The organism is Novosphingobium sp. BL-S-34, assembly GCF_056857015.1.
The window spans coordinates 121,136-145,000 of record NZ_CM166473.1 but is presented as its reverse complement, the minus strand read 5'-3'; the positions used below and the strand labels follow the sequence as shown (position 1 = coordinate 145,000).

18 protein-coding genes are annotated in these 23,865 nt (G+C 67.3%); 13 read left to right on the top strand and 5 right to left on the bottom strand.

Annotation, left to right across the window (positions count from 1 at the left end):
- Positions 1–9: 9 nt before the first annotated feature.
- Positions 10–2,418: a TonB-dependent receptor gene (locus AC1VV3_RS14980; RefSeq protein ID WP_482962689.1), complete on the bottom strand. Its 2,409-nt coding sequence runs from the start codon at positions 2,416–2,418 to the stop codon at positions 10–12.
- Between the two features lie 240 nt (positions 2,419–2,658).
- Here AC1VV3_RS14980 and AC1VV3_RS14975 point away from each other — a divergent pair, with 240 nt between their 5' ends.
- Positions 2,659–3,345 (top strand): response regulator transcription factor, encoded by a 687-nt coding sequence (locus AC1VV3_RS14975; protein WP_165921495.1) that lies wholly within the window; start codon positions 2,659–2,661, stop codon positions 3,343–3,345.
- Positions 3,346–3,378: 33 nt separating this feature from the next.
- Here the strand turns inward: AC1VV3_RS14975 and AC1VV3_RS14970 are convergent, their stop codons facing one another.
- Positions 3,379–3,993 carry a TetR/AcrR family transcriptional regulator gene (locus AC1VV3_RS14970; RefSeq protein WP_132268800.1) on the bottom strand — a complete coding sequence of 205 codons (615 nt, stop codon included), beginning with the start codon at positions 3,991–3,993 and terminating at the stop codon, positions 3,379–3,381.
- 130 nt (positions 3,994–4,123) lie between these two features.
- On the opposite strand from AC1VV3_RS14970, the gene AC1VV3_RS14965 reads away from it, so the two are divergent.
- From AC1VV3_RS14965 to AC1VV3_RS14925, 9 genes are all read left to right on the top strand, one after another.
- A complete protein-coding gene (locus tag AC1VV3_RS14965) occupies positions 4,124–6,601 on the top strand; it encodes a TonB-dependent receptor (protein WP_482962688.1) in 2,478 nt (825 codons plus the stop codon).
- A 77-nt stretch (positions 6,602–6,678) separates the two neighbouring features.
- The gene (locus AC1VV3_RS14960) at positions 6,679–8,148 is read left to right on the top strand and encodes a CehA/McbA family metallohydrolase (RefSeq protein WP_482962687.1); all 1,470 of its coding nucleotides are present in this window, start codon (positions 6,679–6,681) and stop codon (positions 8,146–8,148) included.
- A 200-nt stretch (positions 8,149–8,348) separates the two neighbouring features.
- Positions 8,349–9,200 (top strand): TauD/TfdA dioxygenase family protein, encoded by an 852-nt coding sequence (locus AC1VV3_RS14955; protein WP_442047314.1) that lies wholly within the window; start codon positions 8,349–8,351, stop codon positions 9,198–9,200.
- A gap of 292 nt (positions 9,201–9,492) precedes the next feature.
- Entirely contained in the window at positions 9,493–10,527 is a 1,035-nt protein-coding gene (locus AC1VV3_RS14950; RefSeq protein ID WP_132268807.1) for a sulfate ABC transporter substrate-binding protein, read from the top strand.
- Between the two features lie 49 nt (positions 10,528–10,576).
- Complete coding sequence (gene cysT, locus AC1VV3_RS14945; RefSeq protein ID WP_243654393.1) at positions 10,577–11,419, top strand: sulfate ABC transporter permease subunit CysT; 843 nt, start codon at positions 10,577–10,579, stop codon at positions 11,417–11,419.
- Positions 11,416–12,255 (top strand): sulfate ABC transporter permease subunit CysW, encoded by an 840-nt coding sequence (gene cysW / locus AC1VV3_RS14940; RefSeq protein WP_442047312.1) that lies wholly within the window; start codon positions 11,416–11,418, stop codon positions 12,253–12,255. The genes cysT and cysW overlap by 4 nt, the downstream gene beginning before the upstream one ends.
- Entirely contained in the window at positions 12,252–13,229 is a 978-nt protein-coding gene (locus AC1VV3_RS14935; RefSeq protein WP_243654394.1) for a sulfate/molybdate ABC transporter ATP-binding protein, read from the top strand. The genes cysW and AC1VV3_RS14935 overlap by 4 nt, the downstream gene beginning before the upstream one ends.
- Positions 13,229–13,381: a YezD family protein gene (locus AC1VV3_RS14930; protein WP_132268813.1), complete on the top strand. Its 153-nt coding sequence runs from the start codon at positions 13,229–13,231 to the stop codon at positions 13,379–13,381. Before AC1VV3_RS14935 ends, AC1VV3_RS14930 begins: the two co-directional genes overlap by 1 nt.
- A 214-nt stretch (positions 13,382–13,595) precedes the next feature.
- Positions 13,596–16,976, top strand: a complete 3,381-nt coding sequence (locus AC1VV3_RS14925; protein WP_482962686.1) for a trifunctional glycoside hydrolase family 18/polysaccharide deacetylase/glycosyltransferase family 2 protein — start codon at positions 13,596–13,598, stop codon at positions 16,974–16,976.
- Between the two features lie 30 nt (positions 16,977–17,006).
- On the opposite strand, the gene AC1VV3_RS14920 is transcribed toward AC1VV3_RS14925, so the two are convergent.
- From AC1VV3_RS14920 to AC1VV3_RS14910, 3 genes are read right to left on the bottom strand one after another with little or no spacing between them, the layout of a single operon-like run.
- Positions 17,007–18,407: a sensor histidine kinase gene (locus tag AC1VV3_RS14920; RefSeq protein ID WP_482962685.1), complete on the bottom strand. Its 1,401-nt coding sequence runs from the start codon at positions 18,405–18,407 to the stop codon at positions 17,007–17,009.
- An 8-nt stretch (positions 18,408–18,415) separates the two neighbouring features.
- Positions 18,416–19,102, bottom strand: coding sequence for a winged helix-turn-helix domain-containing protein (locus tag AC1VV3_RS14915; protein ID WP_482962684.1), 687 nt, complete (start codon positions 19,100–19,102; stop codon positions 18,416–18,418).
- Between the two features lie 29 nt (positions 19,103–19,131).
- Positions 19,132–19,590 carry a PDZ domain-containing protein gene (locus AC1VV3_RS14910; protein WP_134095973.1) on the bottom strand — a complete coding sequence of 153 codons (459 nt, stop codon included), beginning with the start codon at positions 19,588–19,590 and terminating at the stop codon, positions 19,132–19,134.
- A 275-nt stretch (positions 19,591–19,865) separates the two neighbouring features.
- Here AC1VV3_RS14910 and AC1VV3_RS14905 point away from each other — a divergent pair, with 275 nt between their 5' ends.
- The 3 genes from AC1VV3_RS14905 to mprF are packed head-to-tail and all read left to right on the top strand — an operon-like array spanning position 19,866 to position 23,733.
- Complete coding sequence (locus AC1VV3_RS14905; RefSeq protein ID WP_482962683.1) at positions 19,866–20,663, top strand: AcvB/VirJ family lysyl-phosphatidylglycerol hydrolase; 798 nt, start codon at positions 19,866–19,868, stop codon at positions 20,661–20,663.
- A complete protein-coding gene (locus tag AC1VV3_RS14900; RefSeq protein ID WP_482962682.1) occupies positions 20,660–21,136 on the top strand; it encodes a DUF2147 domain-containing protein in 477 nt (158 codons plus the stop codon). Before AC1VV3_RS14905 ends, AC1VV3_RS14900 begins: the two co-directional genes overlap by 4 nt.
- Positions 21,118–23,733 carry a bifunctional lysylphosphatidylglycerol flippase/synthetase MprF gene (mprF, locus tag AC1VV3_RS14895; RefSeq protein ID WP_482962681.1) on the top strand — a complete coding sequence of 872 codons (2,616 nt, stop codon included), beginning with the start codon at positions 21,118–21,120 and terminating at the stop codon, positions 23,731–23,733. Before AC1VV3_RS14900 ends, mprF begins: the two co-directional genes overlap by 19 nt.
- Positions 23,734–23,865 lie beyond the last annotated feature (132 nt).

Sequence of the window (23,865 nt, the reverse complement as noted above, 5' to 3'; positions counted from 1 at the left end):
GGTGAAACGTCAGAAGTTGACGGTGCCCTCCACGCCGAAAGTGCGCGGCGGATTGAAGTTGCCGTAAGCGCCCAGCGTGTTCGCATTGGCGTAGGACAGGCGGTAGATGTGCGTCTCGTTGAGGAGGTTGCGGCTCCAGACCGAGACCGTCAGCTTGGTGCCGTTGTCGGACATCGGGATGTCGGCAAGGGCGATGCGGCCATTCACGATGAAGCTGCTCTGCGCCTTCACGTCTTCGTCCTCGAAGCTGTACTGCGCATCGGCATAGGCGGCGTCGAGATGGACCTGGACGCTTTCGTCGCCGCTGCCCACCGGCACCGTGTAGTCCGCGAAGGCCGAAGCGGCATTCTTCGGCGTGTAGACGATGAAGACGTTCTGGTAGACCGGGTTGTCGGCCGTGCTGAGGAACGGATTCAGCGTCCGCGGCACACGCGTATAGGTATAGGCATAAGAGGCGCCGAACGTGAGATTGTGCGTGGGGTGGACGTTCAGTTCCGCCTCGACGCCGCGGATCTTGGTGGTGCCCGGCGCATTCAGCGTCTCCTGCGTGTGCAGGTTGAAGTAAGGGCTGGTGGGATCGGTGTTGACGTTGTCGAAGTCCACCTGGGTGCCATCGCGGTCCATGATGTAGCCGGCCAGGTTCAGGCGAACCTTGCGATCCAGGAACATCATCTTGGCGCCGACTTCATAGGACTTCACCGTTTCCGGGCCGAAGGCGTCGAAAGTCTGCGAGCGGTCGTTGGCGCCGCCGGCCCGGTAGCCGGTCGAGTACTTGGCGTAGAGGTTCACGTCCTGCGTGGCGTCATAGGCCAGCGTGACCATCGGGTCGAAGCGGTCCTTGCGGTAGCGGAAGGTGTAATCGTAAGCCGCGCCGTTGACGATATCGAGCACGCCGTCGCGCTTGTCGTGCGTGAAGCGGCCGCCGGCGGTCAGGTGGACCTGGTCAAGCCCGGCAGGCGTATACGTGGCCTGCGCGAAGGCGGCCAGGCTCTGGGCCTTGGCGTGGCTGTCGCGCTGGAGGAACAGCGAACTGTCGTCCCAGCCCTGGTTGGACGAACTCACAACGCCCGAGACGCTGGGGCTCAGCACGGTGTAGCCGGAGCCGTCCGCGTTCCACTGGTTGGAGCTGGGAGTGGCGGCGTTCTCGCTGGCGTGCTCGTTGTAATAGTAGGCACCGGCCACGAAATCGAGGTGCGGCAGGCTGCCGACCAGCTGGAGTTCCTGGCTGAACTGGTTCTGGTCGAGGAACGAGAGCGAGTAGCGGCTGAACTTGGCGTTCGGCAGGAACACGGTGCGGTGAGCGCCGCCAGAGTTGTCGTACTGGTCGGTGTGGACGTCACGCCAGGCGGTGATCGAGCGCAGCGTCAGGTTCGGATTGAGGTCGTAGCTGAGGTTGCCCATCACCCCCTGCGTGCGGTCGACGCTGGGCTGCTGCGGCACGCCGATGTCCGCGGTCTTCATGCGCTTGTCGCCGCTGACCTGGACGAGCGGGGAAAGCGGGGCGATCTGCCCGGCCTTCAGCTTGCCGCCCTGACTGGCGATATCCGCCAGCGTGGCGACCGTCAGGTTGTTCGGGTTGTAGTTGATGAGCTGGCTGTACATCGGCGTGTTGTCGTCACGCGACTTGTCGTACGAGATGTTCGCCGTCAGCCCTTCGAATGGCTTCCACTGGGCCTGGATGCGGCCGCCGACGCGGTCGTAGTAGTTCCAGCCGGTCTGCCCCGCGAGCGGGTTCTTCACCGTGGCATCCTGGTGCTGGTAGACGCCGTCTACCTTTACCGAGATGTTGTGGAACTCGGGGAAGTCGATGTGCGCTTCGCCGTCGCGCTGGCCATAGTTGCCGAGGCCCGCCGAAACGCGGCCGCCGAATTCGCCGGTGGGCGCCTTGGTGACGATCGAGAGCGCGCCGCCTTCGGTGTTGCGGCCGAACAGCGTGCCCTGCGGCCCGCGCAGCACTTCGATGCGCTGCACGTCGAACAGCGCGGCGTTCAGGCCCTGCTGGCGGCCGAGGTAGACGCCGTCGAGGTAGACGCCCACGCCCTGGTCGCGCGCGGTCTGGTTGGCGTCGAACGGCACGATGCCGCGGATGCCGACAGTAAGGGCCGACTGGCGCGCTTCGAACGTGGCGACGCGCAGCGAGGGCACGGTGCCGCTGGCCAGGTCGATCAGGCTCTGGACGTGCTGCTTCTCGATATCCGCGCTGCCGATGACGGCGATGGCGATCGGAGTCTTCTGGAGGTCGGTCTCGCGCTTGGTGGCGGTGACGATGATCGGCACCGAGCCGTCGCTGTCGGCCGCGGCGGCGCTGTCGGCAGCGGGAGCGATTGTTGCGGCTTCATCGGCGAAAGCGGCTACCGGCGCCTGGCTCAACGCGACGATGCTGCAAGTGGCCGCCAGACGGATGGCGTGGCGAATCATGCGAAAACTCCCTGAAATGCTTGGTCTTCCTCCTTGCAGTCGCGGCAAGGGGCCCGCCCGGCGGGGCGACAGGGAGGCTGACTAGGCGCGACCCGCGTCACATCCGTGTTGCTTTCTTGTAATTTTCTTGACGCAATTGTGGCGACACGCGGCCGGCCGAACATGACAAATTTGACATGTGCATGGCGGCGATCACGGCACTATGTGGCCGGATCATTCGTATCGAAACTGCAGGATACCATGATCAAATCTGGCGACATCGTGCTGACCTCGGGCGACCTTGCCCATGTCAGCGCCGTTCGTGACAACTTCCTCTCCTTCGAGGCGGCGGTGATGAACGCAACCGAACTCTGCGCGCGGCCCGCCAGGGCCCCGACCTGGATCTTCGTGGACTGGCTTCTGCCGGAAATGTCGGGACTTCAGCTCTGCGGGCTGCTGCGCGACCGCATCAACGACCATCCCCTGCACATGACGATGATCCTGCCGGAGGCCGATCCGCGCGCCCAGGCCCGTGCGCTGGACGCGGGGGCGGACGACTACCTGATCGCGCCCCTCACCCCGCATGCGCTCGTGCAGCGCCTGCGAATCTACCAGCCTGCTGCGGCCGCGCGCAAGGAAACCCCGGCGATCCAGATCGGCGAGCTGATGATCCAGCCCGATTCGCATCTCACCCGGTACCGGGGTCTGGTCGTGCCGCTGCAATCGAATGAGCAGCGCCTGCTCAATCACTTCGCGCGCAATCCCAACCGGGTGTTCACGCGCGGCGAACTGATCGGCGTGCTGGGCAAGAGCGTGGAGGTCTGCGACGAGCGGACCGTGGACTCCTGGGTCAGCCGCCTGCGCCGCAAGCTGCGCTCGATGCAGGTGCCGCACCTGCCGCGCACCGTACGTTCGTTCGGATATGTCTTCGACAGCGCCGAAGCCTGAGGGCGGCGGCCAACTGCAGCTGCGAAATCGCGATCAATCCGGGCCCTTGTGCCCGGGCCGCGCATATTCGGGATAATGGAACATGGCGCTGAAGACATGGCCGGCATCGGCGAACAGCGCCTCTGCGTCCATTTCCTTTTCCTTCAGCATCTCGTCCAGCGAATAGGCGATCTCCACCGACATGCGGGTGCGCCGCAGCACCAGTTCACGCGGAACATGCGCGAGATAGGGCATGTACATGTCCGTCAGCAGGTCCGAGACGAAGTTGTGCGAGAACAGGCGGATCGGAGTGAGGCTCGGGATCGCCCGCAGCGCCCGCATGATCCACAAGGCGCCCGGCTCGCTGGCCGTGATCTCATGCATGGTGCGGATCAGTTCGACCACCTTGCCCTCGATCACGTCGAGCCCGGCCTCGCGGTAATTGTCCAGCCAGGCCTGTAGCGCCACGTTCTGCCGCTCCATGAAACGCTCGGCCAGGGCATGGAGAATCGCGTATTTGTCGTCGAAATAACGATAGAACGCGGGCGGGGTCATTCCGGCGCGCTCGCAGATCTGGTTCGTCGAGATGCGCTCGATGCCCACCTCCCCCAGCAGATGCGCGGCGGAATCGAGCAAGGCATTGAATGTCTTGCGCGATCGCTCCTGCATGGGCCTGCGGTAAGGGGGTTTGTCAGGGTCCAATTCGTGCTCCGGACACCGCAAATGCCGCGTGGTGTCATAAAAATGATAATTATAGCTACCATATGCGGCCCGCACAGCAAATACAGGGGTCGCATCCATGTTCAAGTCCCGTTTCCGCGTGCAGGCCTCGGCCTGCGCGATGGCCGTCTTCGCCTGCGCTTCGGGCATCGCCCATGCCGACGAAGCCGCGCCCAACCCCGCCGCCGGATCGGGTGACGACATCATCGTCACCGCGCGCGCCGGCAGTGCGCAGAAGAAAGTCGAGGCGAGCTACGCCATCTCGACGATATCCGAAGCCGAACTGCAGATGAAGGCGCCCATCGGCGTGGGCGAGGCGCTGAAGAACGTGCCCGGGTTCTGGATCGAAAGTTCCTCCGGCGAGGCCAGCGGCAATATCCGCGTGCGCGGCATCCCGACCGACGGCTTCTCCGCGCTCTCGCTGCTGGAAGACGGCATCACCATCCAGCACGACGCCGGCCTCGGCTGGCTGAACGGCGACCAGGCCCTGCGCATGGACCAGACCATCCAGGGCATCGAAGTGGTGCGCGGCGGTCCGTCGTCGATCTTCTATTCGAACGCCCCCGGCGCGGTCGTGAACTTCATCACCCGGCGCGGCGGCGACCATCTGGAAGGTTCGGTCCGCTACGAAGTGGCCGACTACAATTCGCACCGCGTGGACGGCTGGGTCGGCGGCCCGATCGGTAGCAGCGACTGGCGCTTCCTGGTCGGCGGCTATTACCGCCTGTCGGACGGCCAGCGCCACACCGGCTACCGCCAGGACGAAGGCGGCCAGATCCGCGCCACGATCTCGCGCGAGTTCGAGCGCGGCTCGCTCATGCTGGGCGTCAAGCGCATCGACGAGCGCATCGGCAACGCCATGGTCACGCCCTTCGTCAACGACAGCAACGGCGATCCGGTGGGCGTGCCCGGCTTCAACGCCAAGCGCGACATCATCGCCGGCAAGGAAACCCGCTATTTCGACTTCCTGACGCCGGACGGCGTGGAAAAGTTCGACAACGGCATCGGCACCACCATCAAGCTCACCCAGCTGACCGGCGAATTCGACTACGAACTGACCGACAGCCTGCGCGTCGAGCACAAGATGCGCTACCGCGACAGCTACACCAAGCGCAACTCGATCACCCCGCGCACGGTCGCCTCGGCCGCCGACCTGCTGTCCTCGACTTATGGCAAGTACGTCGACACGGCCGCCGGCCAGACGCTGGGCTTCAACTATACCAACGGCAGCGGCCCGATGGACCTGGCCAATGCCAACGGCAACGGCCTGGCCCTGCTCAACCTCGCCCGTTCCTTCACCATTCCCGAAGACGAGTTCGTTTCCGACACCCGCTTCCTGCAGGACTTCGAACTGGCCGGCCACCACGACCTGGCGCTGGGCTTCTACTATGCCCACGTCAAGGAAACCTACCATTCGAACTCGGCGGCGATCTTCACCGACGTGAAGGACAATGCCGCCCTGCTCGACGCCGTGCTGCGCGATGCGGCCGGCAACACGCTCTACCAGTTCACCAATGACGGCATCGCCAGCTACGGCTCGGAATTCAACAACGCCTTCGGCAAGTCGGACACCATCGCCGTCTACGCCAGCGACGAATGGAAGCTGACCGACCGCCTGCGCGTCGATGGCGGCATTCGCTGGGAGCAGATCAAGACCAGCGGCCAGGTGGAAGGCAAGAGCACGATCAACCTCGGCCAGTCCGCCACCGCCGCCGACGACGCGGTGCTGGTCGGCTCGGGCGTGTTCGCGCCGTTCTCGCGCAAGTACGATCACATGGCCTGGACGCTGGGCGCGAACTACCAGCTCCAGCCGCGCATGGGCGCCTTCGCCCGCTTCACCTCCACGTTCCGCCTGCCCAGCGTCTCCAGCTTCCTCGGCAATGCGGCGGCCAGCCCGGTCACGCAGAAGATGGACTTCTACGAGGTCGGCCTGAAGTATGCCTCGCCCACGTTCGACGTCTATCTCACCGGTTTCAACTCGATCTACAAGAGCTACGAGATCAGCGACTATCGCCAGAACGCGGCCGGGCAATATGTGCTCAACACGGTCTACGGCGACACCAAGACCTGGGGCACCGAGCTGGAAGCCACCTGGCGCCCCGCGAAGTGGTTCGACATCCACGCCAACTGGACCTGGCAGGACGCGCGCTTCACCGACTTCGTCTACACCAATTCCAGCGGCCAGGTCGTCGACTATTCCAAGAACCGCCTGATCCGCGTGCCGAAGCACAGCTTCCGCATCACTCCGGGCGTCAACCTGATGGACAACCGCCTGCGCGTGGAGGCGGACTTCGCCTACTACGGCCAGCGTTATGCCGAAGTGGCGAACCAGATCAGCCTGCCCGCCTATTCGACGGTGGACCTGAACGCCAAGTTCGACGTCAACGACCGGCTGACCTTCAACCTCTACGTCAACAACCTCACCAACACGATCGGCCTGACCGAGGGCAATCCCCGCGCCGGCTCGATCGACAACGAGGAAGTGGGTGACCTCGTCTACATCGCGCGCTCGATCTTCGGCCGCAGCGTGCGCGGCGCGGTGACGTTCAGGTTCTGATCGGCCTCTCCGCCCTCTCCCTCCGGCGGGCGCCCTGGCCGCGCCCGCCGGAACCCTCACCTCCGGGGACAATCGACATGCCCAAGACCTTCTCCCGCCTCGCCTCGCTCGCCGTCCTTCTCGCTTCTGCCCTCGGGTCGCACCAGGCAATCGCGCAGGACCTGCCGGAATGGGACAAGGTGCCTCTGGCAAAAGGGCATGAGAAGCCGGACCTCGTGCTGACCGGCACGGTCGACCGTTCGGACTACCAGCGCAACGTCCCGGTCTCGTTCGACGTCCCCGGAGGCGTTACCCGCATCGGCGTGGAGTACGAATATACCCGCCCGGACGGGAAGACCGTGATCAACCTCGGCCTGTTCGACGGCAAGACGTTCCGCGGCTGGAGCGGCAGCAACAAGCACACCGTCGTGATCGACGAGAACAACGCCACGCCCTCGTTCATCGCCGGGCCGGTCGGCGGGCGGCGCTGGTCGCTCGATCTGGGCGTTTCCTATATCGGCGAAGGGGTGACCTCGCGCTATACCGCCCGCATCTGGTTCTGGCGGCCGGGCGAAGTGCCAGCCGTCTCGACCTTCTCGCCCGAGCCGCTGGAAGTGGCCGACAAGTGGTATCGCGGCGACTTCCATCTCCACACCGGCCATAGCGACGGCTTCTGCACCAGCCGCCGGGGTCGCAGCGTGCCCTGCCCGCTCTACCGCACCGTGGATGCCGCGCTGGCGGCCCATCTCGATTTCGCGGCGATCACCGATCACAACAATGTCGCGCTTTATGGCTCGATGCGCGAACTCCAGCCCTTCTACGACGATATCCTGCTGATCCCCGGCCGCGAAATGACCACCGAGCAGGGCCACGCCAACGTCTTCGGCACCACCGAATATATCGACCACCGCCTCGGCGAGAAATCCATGCCCGACATGGCGACCATGATCGAGCGCGCCCATGCCGCGGGCGGCCTGTTCTCGATCAACCATCCGGGATCGCCCACTGACTTCCGCTGCCGCGGCTGCGGCTGGTCCGCCCCCGAGGCGACTTACGCCGCGACCGACGCCATGGAAGTGATGAACAGCGGCAACCTCTGGAAGCAGCTTGGCGGCGGGGACGCCGGGGGTGATGTGGCGATCTGGGAAAAGCAGCTCGCCCAGGGCCGCCGCATCACCGCGATCGGCGGCAGCGACAACCATGACGTCGATCTCGGCCGTCTCGGCGTCGGCTTCCCGACCACGCTGGTGCGGGCGCCGGAACTGTCCGAACGCGCCATTCTCGATGCCGTGAAGGCGGGCCACGTCATGATCGACATGACCGGGAAACCGGGCCTCGGTTTCGATCTCTCGGCGCGCGGCGGCGCCCGTGCGGGAACGGTCGGGGATGCCTTCGCGCTGCCTGCCGGCCAGACGCTGGAACTGGCGCTCACCATCACGGGCGCGAAAGGCCGCAAGCTCGTGGGCCTGGTCGACGGCCAGCCGGCGGCGGAACTCTCGGCCGAGAGCCTGACCGAAGCGCGGCAGGCCCTGCCGCTCAAGTGGACCTCGGACGGCCAGCGCCACTGAATCCGTTTCGAACTGCGCGACGGAGCGCAGCGGCTCTTCATGACCAATCCGGTATATGTGAACTACTGAGCTTCCCGCTCCGCAGGCCCGACCGGATGGGCCTGAACTGCGGCGAAACGCTTGCCAGGAGAGGGCTGGGACGGCTTGACCGGATAAACTCAATCAAATAGGTTGAGAATACCCGGTCAGGAGTTCGTACAATGCCGATTGAAATCCGCAAGCATGGGCGCGTCGGCGCCGAAATCCTCGGGATCGACCTCGCCCGTCCGCTGGCGGAAGACGATCTTTCGGCGATGCGCGCGGCTTTTGCCGAACATGGCGTGGTCTTTTTCCGCGACCAGTCCATCACCGAACAGCAGCATATCGACTTCGCCCGCCATTGGGGCGCAATCAACATCAACCGCTTCTTCACCGCCCACTCGGTCTATCCCGAAATCGCGCTGGTGGTGAAGGAACCGGACCAGCAGCACAATATCGGCGGCGGCTGGCACACCGACCATTCCTACGACTTCGCCCCCGCGCTGGGCTCGATCCTGGTGGCCCGCGAACTGCCGCCGCAAGGCGGATCCACGGCCTTCGCCTCGATGTACGCCGCCTATGATGCCCTGCCGCCGCGGCTCAAGGCGCAAGTGGAGGGACGCCATGCCGTCCATTCCGCACGCCATGTCTTCGGAAGCAGGGCCGGCGCTTACGAGGCCGCGCAGGACACCCGGCGGGACGGCCGAATCGGCAATGCCGGCGCTGCGGACCTGCTGGACGACCCGGTCCATCCGGTCATCATCACGCACCCCCTCAGCGGCAAGCGCGCAGTCTACGTGAACCCCAGCTTCACCCTGCACATCCAGGGCCTGTCCGAAGAGAACTCGCGCGGCTTGCTCGAAGAACTCTATGCCCATTGCCGCCGCCCGGAATTCCAGGAGGATTTCCACTGGCGGGAAGGTTCGATCGCCTTCTGGGACAACCGTGCCACCTGGCACTACGCCTACAACGATTACCACGGCCATCGCCGCGAGATGCACCGCATCACCATCGAGGGCACCCAGCTCGGCTGAATCGGTCGCGGCGGCACCCGGGTTTTCTCGCAGTTGAAGGGTGCGGGGCTTTGCAGCACGATGGGGCGCTGCTCCCTTTGGGTAGGGCCCGAGACGGAGCCGTCCTTATGGAAACGCACCGAAGGGCGCTCTTTTCGCGCGCTTCGGCGCTGGCGGGGCCGCCGAACCCTTGGGAAACCGCGGAGTTCGGCATCGGCCAAAAGGTGGACTTGCCACCCTGCAAATACATATTTAATGTCAACCAAATCGATTGAGTTTAGGCAATGCGCCTTCTGACGGGAGACATGACACGATGAAAGCCGGAACCCTCAATCGCCGCCTGTTTATTTCGGTGGCCGCCGCAACGGCACTGGCCGCCTCTCTGGCGGGCTGCTCGGGCGGCAAGTCGGGCAACGCGGTGGAGATCACCAATGTCTCCTACGACCCCACCCGCGAACTCTACCAGGCCGTGAACCCGGCCTTCGCCGCCTACTGGAAGAAGAAGTCCGGCCAGGACGTGACCTTCCGCATGAGCCACGGCGGATCGGGCAAGCAGAGCCGCGCCATCATCGACGGATTGGAAGCAGACGTCGCCACCCTGGCGCTGGCCTATGACATCGACGTGATCGCGGACAAGGCCAAGCTGCTCCCGGCCGACTGGCAGAAGGCCCTGCCTGACAACAGCGCGCCTTATACTTCCACCATCGTGTTCCTGGTCCGCAAGGGCAATCCCAAGGGCATCCACGACTGGGCCGACCTGGTGAAGCCGGGCGTGCAGGTCATCACGCCCAATCCCAAGACCAGCGGCGGCGCGCGCTGGAACTTCCTGGCCGCCTGGGCCTATGGCCGCAAGGCGGGCGGATCGGATGCCGCCGCCGAGACGTATACGAAGCGCCTCTTCGCGCAAGTTCCGGTGCTTGACAGCGGTGCGCGCGGCGCCACGACCACTTTCGTCGAACGCGGCATCGGCGATGTCCTGCTGGCCTGGGAGAACGAGGCGCTGCTGGCCGAAAAGAAGCTCGGCGCCGGCAAGTTCCAGATCGTCGTCCCCTCGATCTCGGTCCTGGCGGAGCCGCCGGTCGCCGTGATCGCGAACAATGCGAAGAAGCACGGTACCGAAGCGGTTTCCAAGGCCTACCTCGAGTATCTCTACACACCCGAGGCCCAGGTCGCGATCGCACGCAACTTCTACCGGCCCAGCGACCCCAAGATCGCGGAACAGTTCGCCGGGCAGTTCCCGAAGCTGAACCTCGTCACCATCGACAAGGACTTCGGCGGCTGGACCAAGGCGCAGAAGACCTTCTTCGACGACGGCGGCGTGTTCGACCGCATCTACACCAAGAAGTAAACCGCGCCTTTCGCGCCAGAAATCGAGCAGGCCACTGCAGATGCCATCCATGACGACGCGCAAGGCCAGCTGGCGTGCGCCCTCCGTGTTGCCCGGCTTCGGGCTGACCTTCGGGTTCAGCCTGGCCTGGCTTTCCCTGATCGTGCTGATCCCGCTTTCCACGCTGTTCCTGAAGTCGGCCGGCATGGGCTGGCACGCTTTCGTGGACGTGGGCTTTTCCTCCCGCGCCCTCACCGCCTATCGCCTGAGCTTCGGCACCGCCATCGCCGCGGCCTTCGTCAACGCCGTCTTCGGCCTGCTCGTGGCCTGGGTGCTGGTGCGCTACGAATTTCCCGGCAAGCGGGTGGTGAGCGCGCTGGTGGACCTGCCTTTCGCCCTGCCCACCGCCGTTGCCGGCATTGCCCTGACCGCGCTCTACGCGCCCAGCGGCTGGGTCGGCCAGTACCTCGATCCGCTGGGCATCAAGGTGGCCTTCACGCCGATCGGCATCACCGTGGCGCTGATCTTCATCGGCCTGCCCTTCGTGGTCCGCTCGGTAGAGCCGGTGCTGGCCGACCTGGGCAAGGACGTGGAGGAAGCCGCCGCGACCCTGGGCGCGAACCGGGCGCAGACCTTCGCCCGCGTGATCTTCCCGGCGATCCTGCCCGCGCTCTTCACCGGCTTCGCGCTGGCCTTCGCGCGCGGCGTGGGCGAATATGGCTCGGTGATCTTCATCTCGGGCAACATGCCCGGCCGCACGGAGATCGCCCCGCTGCTGATCGTCACCCAGCTCGAACAGTATAATTACGATGGCGCCACGGCCATCGCCATGGTCATGATGCTGGTGTCCTTCGCGGTGCTCTTCACGCTCAACGCGCTCCAGTCGATCCGTCGCAGGAGGCTCGGCGCATGAGGCGGCACGCTCCCGGCACCGAGAGCCGGACCGCACAGGTCCTGCTGATCGGCCTTGCCCTCACTTTCCTGGCCTTCTTCCTGATGCTGCCGCTGGTCGCGGTGTTCAGCGAAGCGCTGAAGCAGGGCGTCCGTCCCTTCCTGGACGCAGTGACCAACCCCGACGCCTTCTCGGCGATCCGGCTGACGCTCATCATCGCGGCGATCAGCGTGCCGCTCAACATGGTCTTCGGCCTTGCCGCAAGCTGGGCGATCACCAAGTTCAGCTTCCCCGGCAAGAACCTGCTGCTGACGCTGATCGACCTGCCCTTCTCGGTCTCCCCGGTGGTCTCGGGCCTGATCTTCGTGCTGCTGTTCGGGGCGCAGGGCTTGCTGGGGCCCTGGCTTTCGGCGCACGGCGTCAAGATCATCTTCGCCGTGCCCGGCATCATCCTCGCCACCGTGTTCATCACTTTCCCCTTCGTCGCGCGCGAGTTGATCCCGCTGATGATGGAGCAGGGCAAGGACGACGAGGAAGCCGCGCTCTCGCTGGGCGCGAACGGCTGGCAGACCTTCTGGCATGTGACCCTGCCGAACATCCGCTGGGGCCTGCTCTACGGCGTGCTGCTCTGCAATGCCCGCGCCATGGGCGAGTTCGGCGCGGTCTCGGTCGTCTCCGGCCATATTCGCGGCGAGACCAACACCATGCCGCTGCATGTCGAGATCCTCTACAACGAATACGATTTCGTCGGAGCCTTCGCGGTCGCCTCGCTGCTGGCCGCCCTCGCCCTCGTCACGCTCGTCCTCAAGAGCGTGCTCGAATGGCGCTTCGACCTTCACTCGGGAGCAAGCCATTGATCCGCGTCCAGAACATCACCAAGCGTTTCGGCAACTACCCGGCGCTTCACGGCATCGACCTGGAGATCCAGCCGGGCGAGTTCATCGCCCTGCTTGGCCCCTCCGGCTCCGGCAAGACGACCCTGCTGCGCATCATCGCCGGCCTGGAGTTCCAGGACGAGGGCCATGTCTACTTCGACGGGCAGGACGTTTCCGACATTCCCGTGGGCAAGCGCAATGTCGGCTTCGTGTTCCAGCAATATGCGCTGTTCCGCCACATGACCGTGGCCGACAACATCGCCTTCGGCCTCAGCGTGCGCAAGGCCAGGCTGCGCCCCGCCAAGGCGGAGATCAAGGAACGCGCGCAGGAACTGCTGCGCGTGGTCCAGCTGGAAGGGCTGGGCGACCGTTATCCCGGCCAGCTTTCCGGCGGCCAGCGCCAGCGCGTGGCGCTCGCCCGCGCGCTGGCCATCGAACCGAGCCTGCTGCTCCTGGATGAGCCGTTCGGCGCACTCGATGCCAAAGTCCGCAAGGACCTTCGCCGTTGGCTGCGCGACTTGCACAAGCAGATGGGGCTCACCTCGATCTTCGTCACGCACGACCAGGAAGAGGCGCTCGAACTCGCCGACCGCGTGGTGGTGATGGATCACGGCCGGATCGACCAGATCGGCACGCCCGAGCAAGTCTACATGGAGCCCGCCACCGCTTTCGTCTCGCACTTCGTGGGCGAGACCAACCGCCTGCCCGACGGCCGCCACATCCGCCCGCACGACATCGAGATCGTCACCGCGGCCAGCGGCCGGGGCGAAGGGCAGCTGCTGGTGGACAACGTGTTCCGCAAGGGCGGCGCCTGGCGCGTCGAAGGACGGCTCCACGGCAGCGAGACGATCGTCGAGATCGACGTGGATGCCCATGAGCCGCCGCCCGGGATCGGCCAGACGGTCGCCATCGCCGCACGCCGGGCCCGGACCTTTGCACTGGCGGAGGAAGCCTGATGACCCGCGACAGCCAGTCCGAGCGCAATCTCGAGGAAAGCCTCGCAAAAGTCCGCGAGGCCCTGCAGGACTTGCGCTACGGCCAGATCGCCCTGACCATCCACGACGGCCGCGTCGTCCAGCTCGACGTCACCGAGAAGAAGCGCTTCTGATCCGCCAGCTTCGCGCCGCAACATGAATCTTTTGTAACCTTGCCTCCACGCCGGCTCCATGCCGCCGGGGTTAGAACGGCCATGCGGTCCGGGAACCGAATTTGACATTCGCACCCTCGTCATTGCCTCTGGTTCCCGGGCCGCACCTTCCAGAAGACCAATGAGCCTCCGGGCGGCGTTCCCCCACGCCGCCCGGAACTTCGTGAGGCACGCCGTGGCAGCACCTGTTTTCTTCGACCCCACCGGAAACCGGCGCGTCCGGGTCCGCCGCCTGTCGTTCCTGGCGCTGCTGCTGGCGATCGCCGCCTGCGTCGTCTTCGCGACGACCGTGGCCAGCGTACCGGCCCCGCCGCCGCTGCCCATCGCTTACGAACATGCCTCCCCCCTGCCGTTCCGCGCGCAGATCGGCCACCTCACCCGCAGCGCACGCAAGTTCCTGTTCGGCAAGGCCGCCGTCCAGACCCCGACGCCCGGTGCAAAGCCGATCACGGTGGGCTTCTACACGCCCTGGAGCGACGACAGCGCCACTTCGCTGGAACGCCATATCGATCGGCTGGACTGGGTGGCCCCGGCCACCCTCTCCGTAGACGCGACCGGCGCTCTCAAGGTCGACGACGATGCGCGCCTGAAGCACATCCTTTCCTCCGCGCTCCACCGCCCGCTGGTGGTGCCGGTGCTCCAGAATACCGTCGACGGTGACTGGCAGGGCGATGCCACCGCCGCCCTGCTCGCCCGCCCGGTCCGCCGCCGCGCGCTGGAAACGCAAGTCGCCGCCTATCTCGACCGGACCTCGGCCGCCGGCGTCATGGTCGATTTCGAAACCATGCCCAGCGCCAGCCTGCCCAACTTGCGCCTCTTCCTGAGCGAACTGCGCGCGGTTCTGGCGCCCAAGCACCGGATCGTCTCGGTCACCATGCCGATCGACAATCCCGAATGGTCGATGCGCGCCTTCGGGCAAGTCGCCGACCGGCTGGTGCTGATGGCTTATGACGAGCACTGGCAGGGCGGCACGCCCGGCCCGATCGCTTCGAACCCGTGGTTCGCGCAGAAGGTCGCCCATGCCCTGGCCGGATTGCCGCGCGGCAAGGCGATCGTCGCTCTGGGCGAATACGCCTATAACTGGCACGACGGCAAAGCCGACAGCATGACGGTGGAGGAAGCCTGGCTCGACGCGCACGACAGCGGCGCGCCGCCGCAGTACGACGCCATGAGCGGCAATGCCGGCTATTCCTATGACGATCCGCAGGACGGCCAGGATCACCGCCACGACGTGTGGATGCTGGATGCGGCCGCGACCTGGAACGAGATGCAGGTTCTCTCGCGCCTGGGCGTGGGCGACATCGCGCTCTGGCGCCTCGGCTCCGAAGATCCCGGCTTCTGGAACACGGTCAAGGCCTGGCGCACCGGCACGCGGCCGAACCTCACCCGCCTTGTCCAGGCCGCCAATGTCGACGTGGAAGGCCAAGGCGAGATCCTCGACGTGACCGCCACCCCGCAGGAAGGCAGCCGCACGGTCGATTTCGATGCGGCCACCGGCATGATCTCGGCGGAAAGCTACACCCGCCTGCCCACGCCTTACGTCGTCCACCGGATCGGCGCCCTGCCGAAGAAAGTCGCCCTTACCTTCGACGACGGCCCGGACGCCACCTGGACGCCGCGCATCCTCTCGATCCTCGAACAGTACCACGTCCCCGGCACGTTCTTCGTCGTGGGCGAAAACGCGCTGACCAACCGCGACCTCATCAAGCGCATCGCCGACGACGGCGACGAGATCGGCAACCACAGCTACACGCACCCGAACATGGCCGAGGAAGCCGCGACCGGCATCGGCCTGGAACTCAACGCCACGCAGCGCCTGGTAGAGGCCACCACCGGCCGCTCCACGCGCCTGTTCCGCGCGCCCTATTTCGGAGACGCGGAGCCCACCACGGCCGACGAACTGGTGCCGGCGGCCATCGCCCACGCCCGCGGCTATACGGTGGTCGGCCTCCACGTCGATCCGGACGACTGGAAGCGCCCCGGCGTGCAGCATGTGATCGACAGCACGATCGCGCAGGTGGAATCCGCCTCGCCCGACCGTTCGGAGAACGTGATCCTGCTGCATGACGGCGGCGGCGACCGTTCGCAGACCGTGGCGGCGCTGCCCGTCATCATCGAGCGCCTGAAGCAGGACGGCTACACGTTCGTGCCCGTCTCCACCCTTGCCGGCCTCTCGCACGATGCGGTGATGCCCAAGGTCGACGGCGTGGACCTGGCCGCCGTTCGCGCCGACGTGGCGCTGTTCGGCGCGCTGGCGGCGATCCTGGTGGCGCTCAACTGGACGTTCTTCTTCGCGATCTCGCTGGGCGTGCTGCGCTCGATCGGCCTCGCCTCTCTGGCAAGCCTGCTGCGCCGTCCGCAGCCGATGGCCGCGCCGGAGGACACTTGCGATCCGCTCGTCACCGTCATCATTCCCGCCTTCAACGAGGAACGCGTGATCGAGGCCTCGGTGCGGCGCGTGCTCGAAAGCGACTATCGCCAGCTCCAGATCATCGTCGCCGACGATGGATCGAAGGACCGGACGAGCGCCATCGTCCGCGAGGCGTTCGCCAGCGATCCCCGCGTCGAACTGCTCACCCTGGTCAACGGCGGCAAGGCCGCAGCGCTCAACCGGGCGCTGAAGGATGCGCGCGGCGGCGTGATCGTGGCGCTCGATGCCGATACCCAGTTCGAACGCGAGACGATCTCGCGCCTGGTGCGCTGGTTCGCCGATCCCGCCATCGGCGCGGTCGCGGGCAATGCCAAAGTGGGCAACCGCGTGAATCTCGTCACCCGCTGGCAGGGCGTGGAATATGTCACCGCGCAGAACCTGGAGCGCCGCGCGCTGACCCGGCTGGACGCGATCATGGTCGTGCCCGGCGCGGTCGGCGCCTGGCGCCGCGAAGCGCTCGACGATGTCGGCGGCTATCCCGAGGACACTTTGGCGGAGGATCAGGACCTCACCATCGCCATCCAGCGCAAGGGCTGGAAGATCGCCTACGACGAAGACGCGGTGGCCTGGACCGAAGCGCCGGAGAGCTTCCGCGCGCTGTCCAAGCAGCGCTTCCGCTGGTCGTTCGGCACGCTCCAGTGCCTCTGGAAGCACCGCGGCACCCTGGCCAAAGGCCGTCCTTCCGGCCTCGCCTTCATCGGCATGCCGCAGGCCTGGCTGTTCCAGATCGTCTTCGCGGTGATCTCGCCCGCCATCGACCTTGCCCTGCTGATCTCGATCGCCGGCACCGCCTTGCGCGTCTCGCAGCACGGCTGGGCCCAGACCCAGACCGACGTGCTGCGCATGGGCGCCTACTGGCTGGCCTTCACGCTGGTGGACCTCGCCTGCGGCTGGATCGCGTACCGGCTCGACACCCGCCGCGAGCGCTTCCGGCCGCTGCTGCTGCTGGCGCAGCGCTTCGTCTACCGCCAGCTCATGTATAGCGTGGTGATCCGCGCGGTGAGCGCCGCTTTCGCCGGCAAGGGCATCGGCTGGGGCAAGCTGGAGCGCACCGGCCGCGTCACCGCGACGCCGGGCGGCAGCCCGGCAACGCCGGCACGGGAGCGCGAACTGGAAACGGTCTGAACGGCGCGGAAATCGGCGCGGAGATCGGCGTCAGGCCGGAATGCCGAGCCGGACCTCCAGCCCGCCGCCCGGCGTTTCCGCCAGTTCGACGCGCCCGCCATGCAGCTTCGCCACGGCCTCGACCAGCGCCAGCCCAAGCCCCGAGCCGGCGACCGCGCGGCTGGGATCGAGCCTGCCGAAACGCTGCAAGGCCGCCTCGCGGCGCGCTTCCGGGATCCCCGGCCCATCGTCGCGCACGCCCAGCACGACTTGTCCCTCGCGCCGCCGGGCAAAAAGCGCGATGGTGCTGCCGCCCTCGGCATATTTGACGGCATTGTCGACCAGGTTGCCGAGCGCCTGGCTCATCAATTCGCGGTGGAGCAGCACGGTGAGCCCCACCGGCGCCTCGGCCCGCAGCACGAAGCCCGCGTCCTCGGCATAGGGCTCGTAGAGCGCTGCGAGATCGCCGAGGAAATCGCCCGCTTCCGTCTGCTCGAAACGCTCGCGGCCGATACCGGCTTCCGCACGTCCGATCTGGAGCGCCGTGGTGAGAATGCGGGTGAGCGTATCCGCCTCGGTCAGGGCGCGCTGCATGGCAGCCTCGGCAGCCGGATCGCGCGCCTCCAGCGCCGCCTGTTCCAGCACCGCGCGCAGCCGCGTGACGGGCGAGCGCAAGTCGTGCGCCAACCCTTCCGCCACCACGCGCAGCTCGCCCACCAGCGTCTCGATCCGCGCGAGCATGGCGTTGATCTCGCCGGCAAGCTCGTCGAAAGCGTCGCCCGAACCGTCCAGCGTCACGCGGGCGTCGAAAGCGCCGCTGCCCACCCGGTGCGCGGTCTGCGCCATGTCGTGGACACGCTGGCCCACCAGCCGCGAGGTCAGGACCGCGACCAGCATCGCCAGCGGCAAGGCCAGGAACAGCGCCGCGAACAGCGCCTGCTCGAAACTGTGCTGCAGCTTGAGGTCGCGCCCGATCTCGATTCCGGCCAGCAGGATCGTGCCGTCCGCAAGCCGCGTCTCGGATAGCGCCATGTTCAGCGGCTGGGCGCTGTCGCTGCGGTAGAGCACGGTCTCGAACTGGCCGCCCGCCTCGGGATCGGGCGGCGGCAGGGCCGAAAGATTGCCCACCAGGCTGCGCCCCTCGCGGTCGGCCAGGAGCAGGACCGGCGCACGGCGGCCCTCGCTGCGCAGCCGCCGCTCGATATTCGCCTGGAGCGCCGCCGATCCGCCGTCCTGATAAGTGTCCAGCAAGTCGTCGCGCAGTTCCTGGACCAGCGCCCGCTGCTCGTCCCGCACGCTCTGCTGACCGGCGATCCATACGAAAGTCAGCACCCCGCCGGTGGCGACGAGCTGGAACAGCACGACCGGAACGAAAAGGCGGAACGTCGTCGAGCGCAGGAAGCGCGGCAGGCGCGCGGGCGCGACCCCGCCGCCGGTTAAGCGGCCGGTCAAGCCGCCCGTCAAGCCGCCAGTCCCAGGCGGTACCCCGCCCCGCGCACGGTGTGCAGCAGCGGGGTCGCACCGTCCTCGTCCAGCTTGCGGCGCAAGCGGCTGACATGCACGTCGATGACATTGGTGCCGGGGTCGAAGTGATAGTCCCACACCGCCTCCAGCAGCATGGTGCGCGTCACCACTTCGTCGACATGGCGCAGGAAGTATTCGAGCAGGCGGAATTCGCGCGGCTGGAGATCGATGGCGCGGCGGCCGCGCCGCACCTTGCGGGCCAGCAGGTCCATTTCCAGATCGCCGCAGGCCAGCCGGGTTTCCACCGCCGCCTGCCCGCCGCTGCGCTTCACCAGCAGGCGCACCCGGGCGAGCAGTTCCGCAAAGGCGAAAGGCTTGGTGAGATAGTCGTCCGCGCCGGAGGTGAGCCCCGCCACGCGGTCATCGGTCGATCCCAGCGCCGACAGCACGATCACCGGCGTCTCGATCCCGCCCGCGCGCAGGGCGCCCAGCACCGACATGCCGTCCATCTGCGGGATCATGCGGTCCAGCACGATGGCATCGTAAGTCCCGTCGCTGGCCAGGAACAGCGCATCGCGCCCGTTCGCGGCCCGATCGACCACGAAGCCCTCCTCGGCCATGCCCTTGGCGATATAGGTCGCCGTGGCGTCGTCGTCCTCGACGACCAGCAGCTTGTGACCCATTTCTTCGCCCGGCCCCTTCACATCGCGGTTCAGAGCCCTTGCGGCCCCGGCTCCCGGGCAAGATCGATCGTGCGGACCGCGCCCTGGTGCACTACCTTCAGGTGAATAGGCCGTTGTCCGCGCTCAGACAACTCCTCGGCGAGGGCCTGCAGGCTCGGCGGTTCGTGGCCGTCGGCGCTTTCGATCCAGTCTCCCACCGCCAGCCCCGCCTTCTCGGCATAGCCGCGCGATCGCACGCTGGTGACGACCAGCCCCGGCTGCGGCCCCGGCACCGGGTCCGCGGTGAAGTCCAGAGCCTGCCGCCAGCCCTCGGCCGAAAGCGTGCCATGGGGATGGGGCAGGGTCTGGCCGATCAGGCCGAAGTGCCGCTGCGCCCAGATGTCGCCCCAGGTCAGCGCGCCGGTCACGGCCAGCAGCGCGCCCAGCATCGGCAACAGGCTGAGTATCCGCGTCCTGCGGCGGCTGCCCAGGTCCTGCGCCTCGCTCACGCGAAAGCCTCCTGCCCGGAAGCCGCCTGGCCCAAAGCCGCTCGGTCACAGCAGGACATGCAGCCGGGCCTGCCGGCAAGGAAAGGGGAGATGGGCGAAACGAACATGAAGCGGCACGATCCTCGGCGCCAGTACGAGACTGACCGCAAGCTACACCCTTGCCCTGCACTATCGCAGCACGGCGTGCCGGAGTCACATTAAGGAAAGTCCATGTTTGCTCCACGCTGCGGCAAGGTCCCCGCGCCCAGACCGGCAGCATGAAGAAGGCTGGCAACATGAGAGGAACAGCACCCCGTCGGTCGCGGCGCCGCGCCGCCTGGCTGGCCGCGGTGGTCATCGTCGCCGCGGCCGTGCTGGCCGCCTGGCTCGGATGGCTCGGCGCCTGGAACGCCAGCCCTTTCGCGGACCTGCCGGCGGCAAGCGCCGGCACGGTCAAGGGCGAGCGCTATGCCGCCGTCCTGCTCTCGGGCGACATGGGGCCGCGCGCCGGGCTGGGCGGGCAACTGGCCACCCGCCTCGCGGATCACGGCCTGGCCACCGTCTCGGTCAATTCGCTTACATACTTCAAGGTCCGCCGCACGCCCGCCGAGGTTTCCGCCATGCTGGCCGAGGCCATCCACCGCGCCATGGCGCTGGGCCATGCCGACCGCGTGATCGTGCTCGGCCAGTCGTTCGGCTCCGACATGGTTCATGTCGGGCTGGAGCATCTTCCCGCCGACGTGCGGCGCAATGTCGCGATGGTGGTGCTGACGGTGCCCACGCGCACCGTGTTCCTGCGCGTCTCGCCGCTCGAATGGCTGGACCGCACGCCGCCCGACGCGCCTGCCCTGCCCAGCGCCATGAAGCTGGATTGGGTTCCCGTCGTCTGTATCCATGGCCGCGACGAGCCGGACAGCCTCTGCCCGCTGCTTCACCTGCCGCGCCTGACGCAGATCGTCCTGCCCGGCGACCACTACCTCGACAAGGACGCCGACCGCCTGTTCGCTGCGATCCGCGGCGCCCTGACCGCGCATTTCGGCCCCGGCCGCATATTCGCCAAGCGCCTCACGAGCGGCGCGGAGATCGCCTCATGACTTCGTTCACCCGCGCCTTGCGGAGCGCTCTGCAGCGCACCCTGCCGCGTCCCCGCCTGCGCGCTTTCCTCCCGGGACTCGCGCCGCTGTTGATCGGCGCGCTGGCCGCTACTGCCCCGGCCCGGCCGGTCAATAGCATCAGCCCCTACGGCCGCTGGCTCAATCCCCGCGGCGACGTGGAAGTCTCGGTCGCGCCTTGTGGGGCGATGCTGTGCGGAACGGTCACCTGGGTCGGCGGCGCGGCGGTGGCCGATGCCACGGATGCCGGCGTCGGCCATCTCGTCGGCACCCAGCTCCTGCGCGACTACCACCGCGAGGAAGACGGCGGCTGGCAGGGGCAGGTCTTCGTGCCGGACATGGGCGAGAGCTTCTTCTCCCGCATTCGCCAGCCCGATCCGGCGCACCTCAAGATCAGCGGCTGCATCCTGCACGGGTTGATCTGCAAGTCGCAGACATGGACACGCCGGTCATGAGCGCGAGCGGCACCCTGCAGGCGCTCGAACGCCGCTTCGCCCACCTCCGGCCGCTGGCCCGCCGCCTGGCGATCCCCGCGCAGCTCGCCGTGGCCGCTTTCGTGCTGGCGCTGGCGGCGATCTGCCTGCACCGGCTGGCGATGTCGCTGAACCTGCACGCGCTGGTCCGCACCGCGCGCGCCATCCCCGCATGGCGCTTCGCCGCCGCACTGGGGCTGACCGGCGCGAGCTACCTGCTGCTCACCATCTACGATGTCATGGCCCTGCGCACCATTGGCCGCCCGCTGCCCTATCGCACGGCCGCGCTGGCTTCGTTCACCAGCTATACCCTCAGCCACAACCTCGGCTTCGGCCTTTTGACCGGCGCCGCCCCGCGCCTGCGCATCTACGGCGCCAAAGGCCTCGGCACCGGCGAAGTCGCCCGCGTCACCGCCATTGCCGGGATCACGTTCTGGACCGGCGTGCTGGCCTCCGGCGCGCTGGCGCTGCTGGTCCATCGCCGGCCATTGGTCGTGGCCGGGCACGTCCTTCCGCTGGGCGTCCAGCATGCCGTGGGTGCCGGGCTGCTCGTACTGCTGTCGGCCGGCGCGCTGACAGCCCGGCGCTGGCACCTGCCGCCCCCAGCAGCGATCGCACGCATGACCCTGGTGGCCCTGGCGGACATCGCCGCCGCCTGCGGCACGCTCTACGTCCTGCTCCCTCACGCGCCGATAGCGCTCTATCCGCCGCTGCTGCTCGCTTACGTCCTGGCCATCGTCATCGCGCTGGTGAGCCACGTTCCCGGCGGCCTCGGCGTGTTCGAAGCCACGGTGGTCGCGCTCTGCCCGCAGATCCCGGCGGGTGAACTCGTGGCCGCACTGCTGGTCTACCGCATTGTCTACTATCTCCTGCCGCTGGCCTTCGCGATGGTCCTGCTGGTCCGCCACGAACATGCCCGCTGGCGCCGCCCCGCGGTGCTGGCACTGAAGGCGGGGGAGACGATGATCGTCAGCCTGGCCCCGCGCGCGCTGGCGCTGCTGGTGTTCCTGGGCGGCGCCATCCTGCTGCTCTCCGGCGCGACCCCCGCCTTGCCCGAGCGCATGGCCGACATCCGCGGCATCGTGCCGCTGCCTTTCGTGGAAGCCTCGCAGATCGCCGCCAGCCTGGTGGGCACGCTGCTGCTGCTGCTGGCCCCCGCGCTCTATCGCCGGCTGGACGCGGCCTTTCTGCTCACCCGCGCGCTGCTGCTGGCCGGGGCCGCCTTCTCGCTGATCAAGGGCCTGGACTGGGAGGAAGCGCTCACCCTGCTGGCGGTGGCCGGTATCCTGCAACTGGCGCGCAAGGGCTTCTGGCGGCGAACCGCGCTGACGGCCGACGTGATGAGCGCCAACTGGATCCTGGCGATGGTCGCCACGATCGCTCTGGCCATCGTCATCGGTTACTTCGCCCAGACTTTCCCCGCCTATCGCGGCAGCCTCTGGTGGAAGTTCGCCTGGTCCGGCGACGCTTCGCGCTATCTGCGCACCAGCTTCGCCGTCGCGGTGCTGATGTGCGCCTCGGTCCTGCTCGCCTTCCTGCGCCCCTCGCGCCGGGCGCGCCTGCCGGATGAAGTCGCGGTCGACGTCGACGCCGCACTCCGCCATGCCACCCGCTCGGAATCGATGCTGGCGCTCACCGGGGACAAGCTGTTCCTGGCCGGTCCCGACAATCGCAGCATGCTGATGTACCAGGTCCAGGGCCATTCCTGGATCGTCATGGGAGACCCCGTGGGCGATCCCGCGGACTGGCCCGAACTGCTCTGGCGCCTGCGCGAGCGGGCGGACGCCAACCAGGGCCGCGTCCTGCTCTACCAGGTCACGCCCGAAGTCCTGCCCATCGCCATCGACATGGGCCTGCAGCTGATGAAATACGGCGAGGAAGCCCGCGTGGACCTCACCCGCTTCGGCCTCGAAGGCCCTGCCGCCCGGCCGCTGCGCCATGCCATGCGCCGCGCCGAGCGCGAGGGCGCCGAATTCGCCATCGTCCCCGCCGCCCGCGTGCCAGGCCTCATGGCCGAGCTTGGCGCGGTTTCGGACGAGTGGCTGCGCGCAAAAGGCCAGCGCGAGAAAGCCTTCAGCGTCGGCCGCTTCGATGCGGCCTATATCGCCCGCTGCGACGTGGCCGTGGTCCGCTGCGCGGGCCGGATCGTCGCTTTCGCCAATCTCTGGAAGACGGCGGGGCGGCAGGAACTCTCGGTCGACCTCATGCGCCACCGCGCCGAGGTACCTTATGGCTGCATGGACTTCCTGTTCACCCGTCTCATGCTCTGGGGCCGGCAGGAAGGCTACGCCTGGTTCAACCTCGGCCTGGCGCCGCTCTCCGGCATCGAGGCGCGCCGCCTCGCGCCGACCTGGGCGCGGGCCGCCGGGATGCTGTTCCGCCACGGCGAGGCCTTCTATGGCTTCGAAGGGCTGCGGAACTACAAGGAGAAGTTCGCCCCCCTCTGGGAGCCGCGCTACATCGCCTGCAACGGCGGCATGGCCACCGGCCGCGCGCTGCTGGATCTCCAGTCGCTCATCGCCGACGGCAAGGGCAGCGCCGCGCGCCAGCATACCGAACGGCAGCGGGAAATGCGTTGAGGCGCAAGCGGGTTCCGAACGTGGGCAGGCCCGTCCGGCCCACGGCTCCCCTGCGCCGGGACGCGGCCGCAGACGGCACTCGATAAGGCAGGACATGCCTTCCCCCCGCCGCTATCGTAATCGGCGAAGTCA

Excerpts from the sequence above, each read along its gene's own strand:
- AC1VV3_RS14980 (WP_482962689.1), bottom strand. The coding sequence starts at position 2,418 with ATGATTCGCCACGCCATCCGTCTGGCGGCCACTTGCAGCATCGTCGCG.
- AC1VV3_RS14975 (WP_165921495.1), top strand. The coding sequence starts at position 2,659 with ATGATCAAATCTGGCGACATCGTGCTGACCTCGGGCGACCTTGCCCAT.
- AC1VV3_RS14970 (WP_132268800.1), bottom strand. The coding sequence starts at position 3,993 with ATGCAGGAGCGATCGCGCAAGACATTCAATGCCTTGCTCGATTCCGCC.
- AC1VV3_RS14965 (WP_482962688.1), top strand. The coding sequence starts at position 4,124 with ATGTTCAAGTCCCGTTTCCGCGTGCAGGCCTCGGCCTGCGCGATGGCC.
- AC1VV3_RS14960 (WP_482962687.1), top strand. The coding sequence starts at position 6,679 with ATGCCCAAGACCTTCTCCCGCCTCGCCTCGCTCGCCGTCCTTCTCGCT.
- AC1VV3_RS14955 (WP_442047314.1), top strand. The coding sequence starts at position 8,349 with ATGCCGATTGAAATCCGCAAGCATGGGCGCGTCGGCGCCGAAATCCTC.
- AC1VV3_RS14950 (WP_132268807.1), top strand. The coding sequence starts at position 9,493 with ATGAAAGCCGGAACCCTCAATCGCCGCCTGTTTATTTCGGTGGCCGCC.
- cysT (WP_243654393.1), top strand. The coding sequence starts at position 10,577 with ATGACGACGCGCAAGGCCAGCTGGCGTGCGCCCTCCGTGTTGCCCGGC.
- cysW (WP_442047312.1), top strand. The coding sequence starts at position 11,416 with ATGAGGCGGCACGCTCCCGGCACCGAGAGCCGGACCGCACAGGTCCTG.
- AC1VV3_RS14930 (WP_132268813.1), top strand. The coding sequence starts at position 13,229 with ATGACCCGCGACAGCCAGTCCGAGCGCAATCTCGAGGAAAGCCTCGCA.
- AC1VV3_RS14915 (WP_482962684.1), bottom strand. The coding sequence starts at position 19,102 with ATGGGTCACAAGCTGCTGGTCGTCGAGGACGACGACGCCACGGCGACC.
- AC1VV3_RS14905 (WP_482962683.1), top strand. The coding sequence starts at position 19,866 with ATGAGAGGAACAGCACCCCGTCGGTCGCGGCGCCGCGCCGCCTGGCTG.
- AC1VV3_RS14900 (WP_482962682.1), top strand. The coding sequence starts at position 20,660 with ATGACTTCGTTCACCCGCGCCTTGCGGAGCGCTCTGCAGCGCACCCTG.
- mprF (WP_482962681.1), top strand. The coding sequence starts at position 21,118 with ATGGACACGCCGGTCATGAGCGCGAGCGGCACCCTGCAGGCGCTCGAA.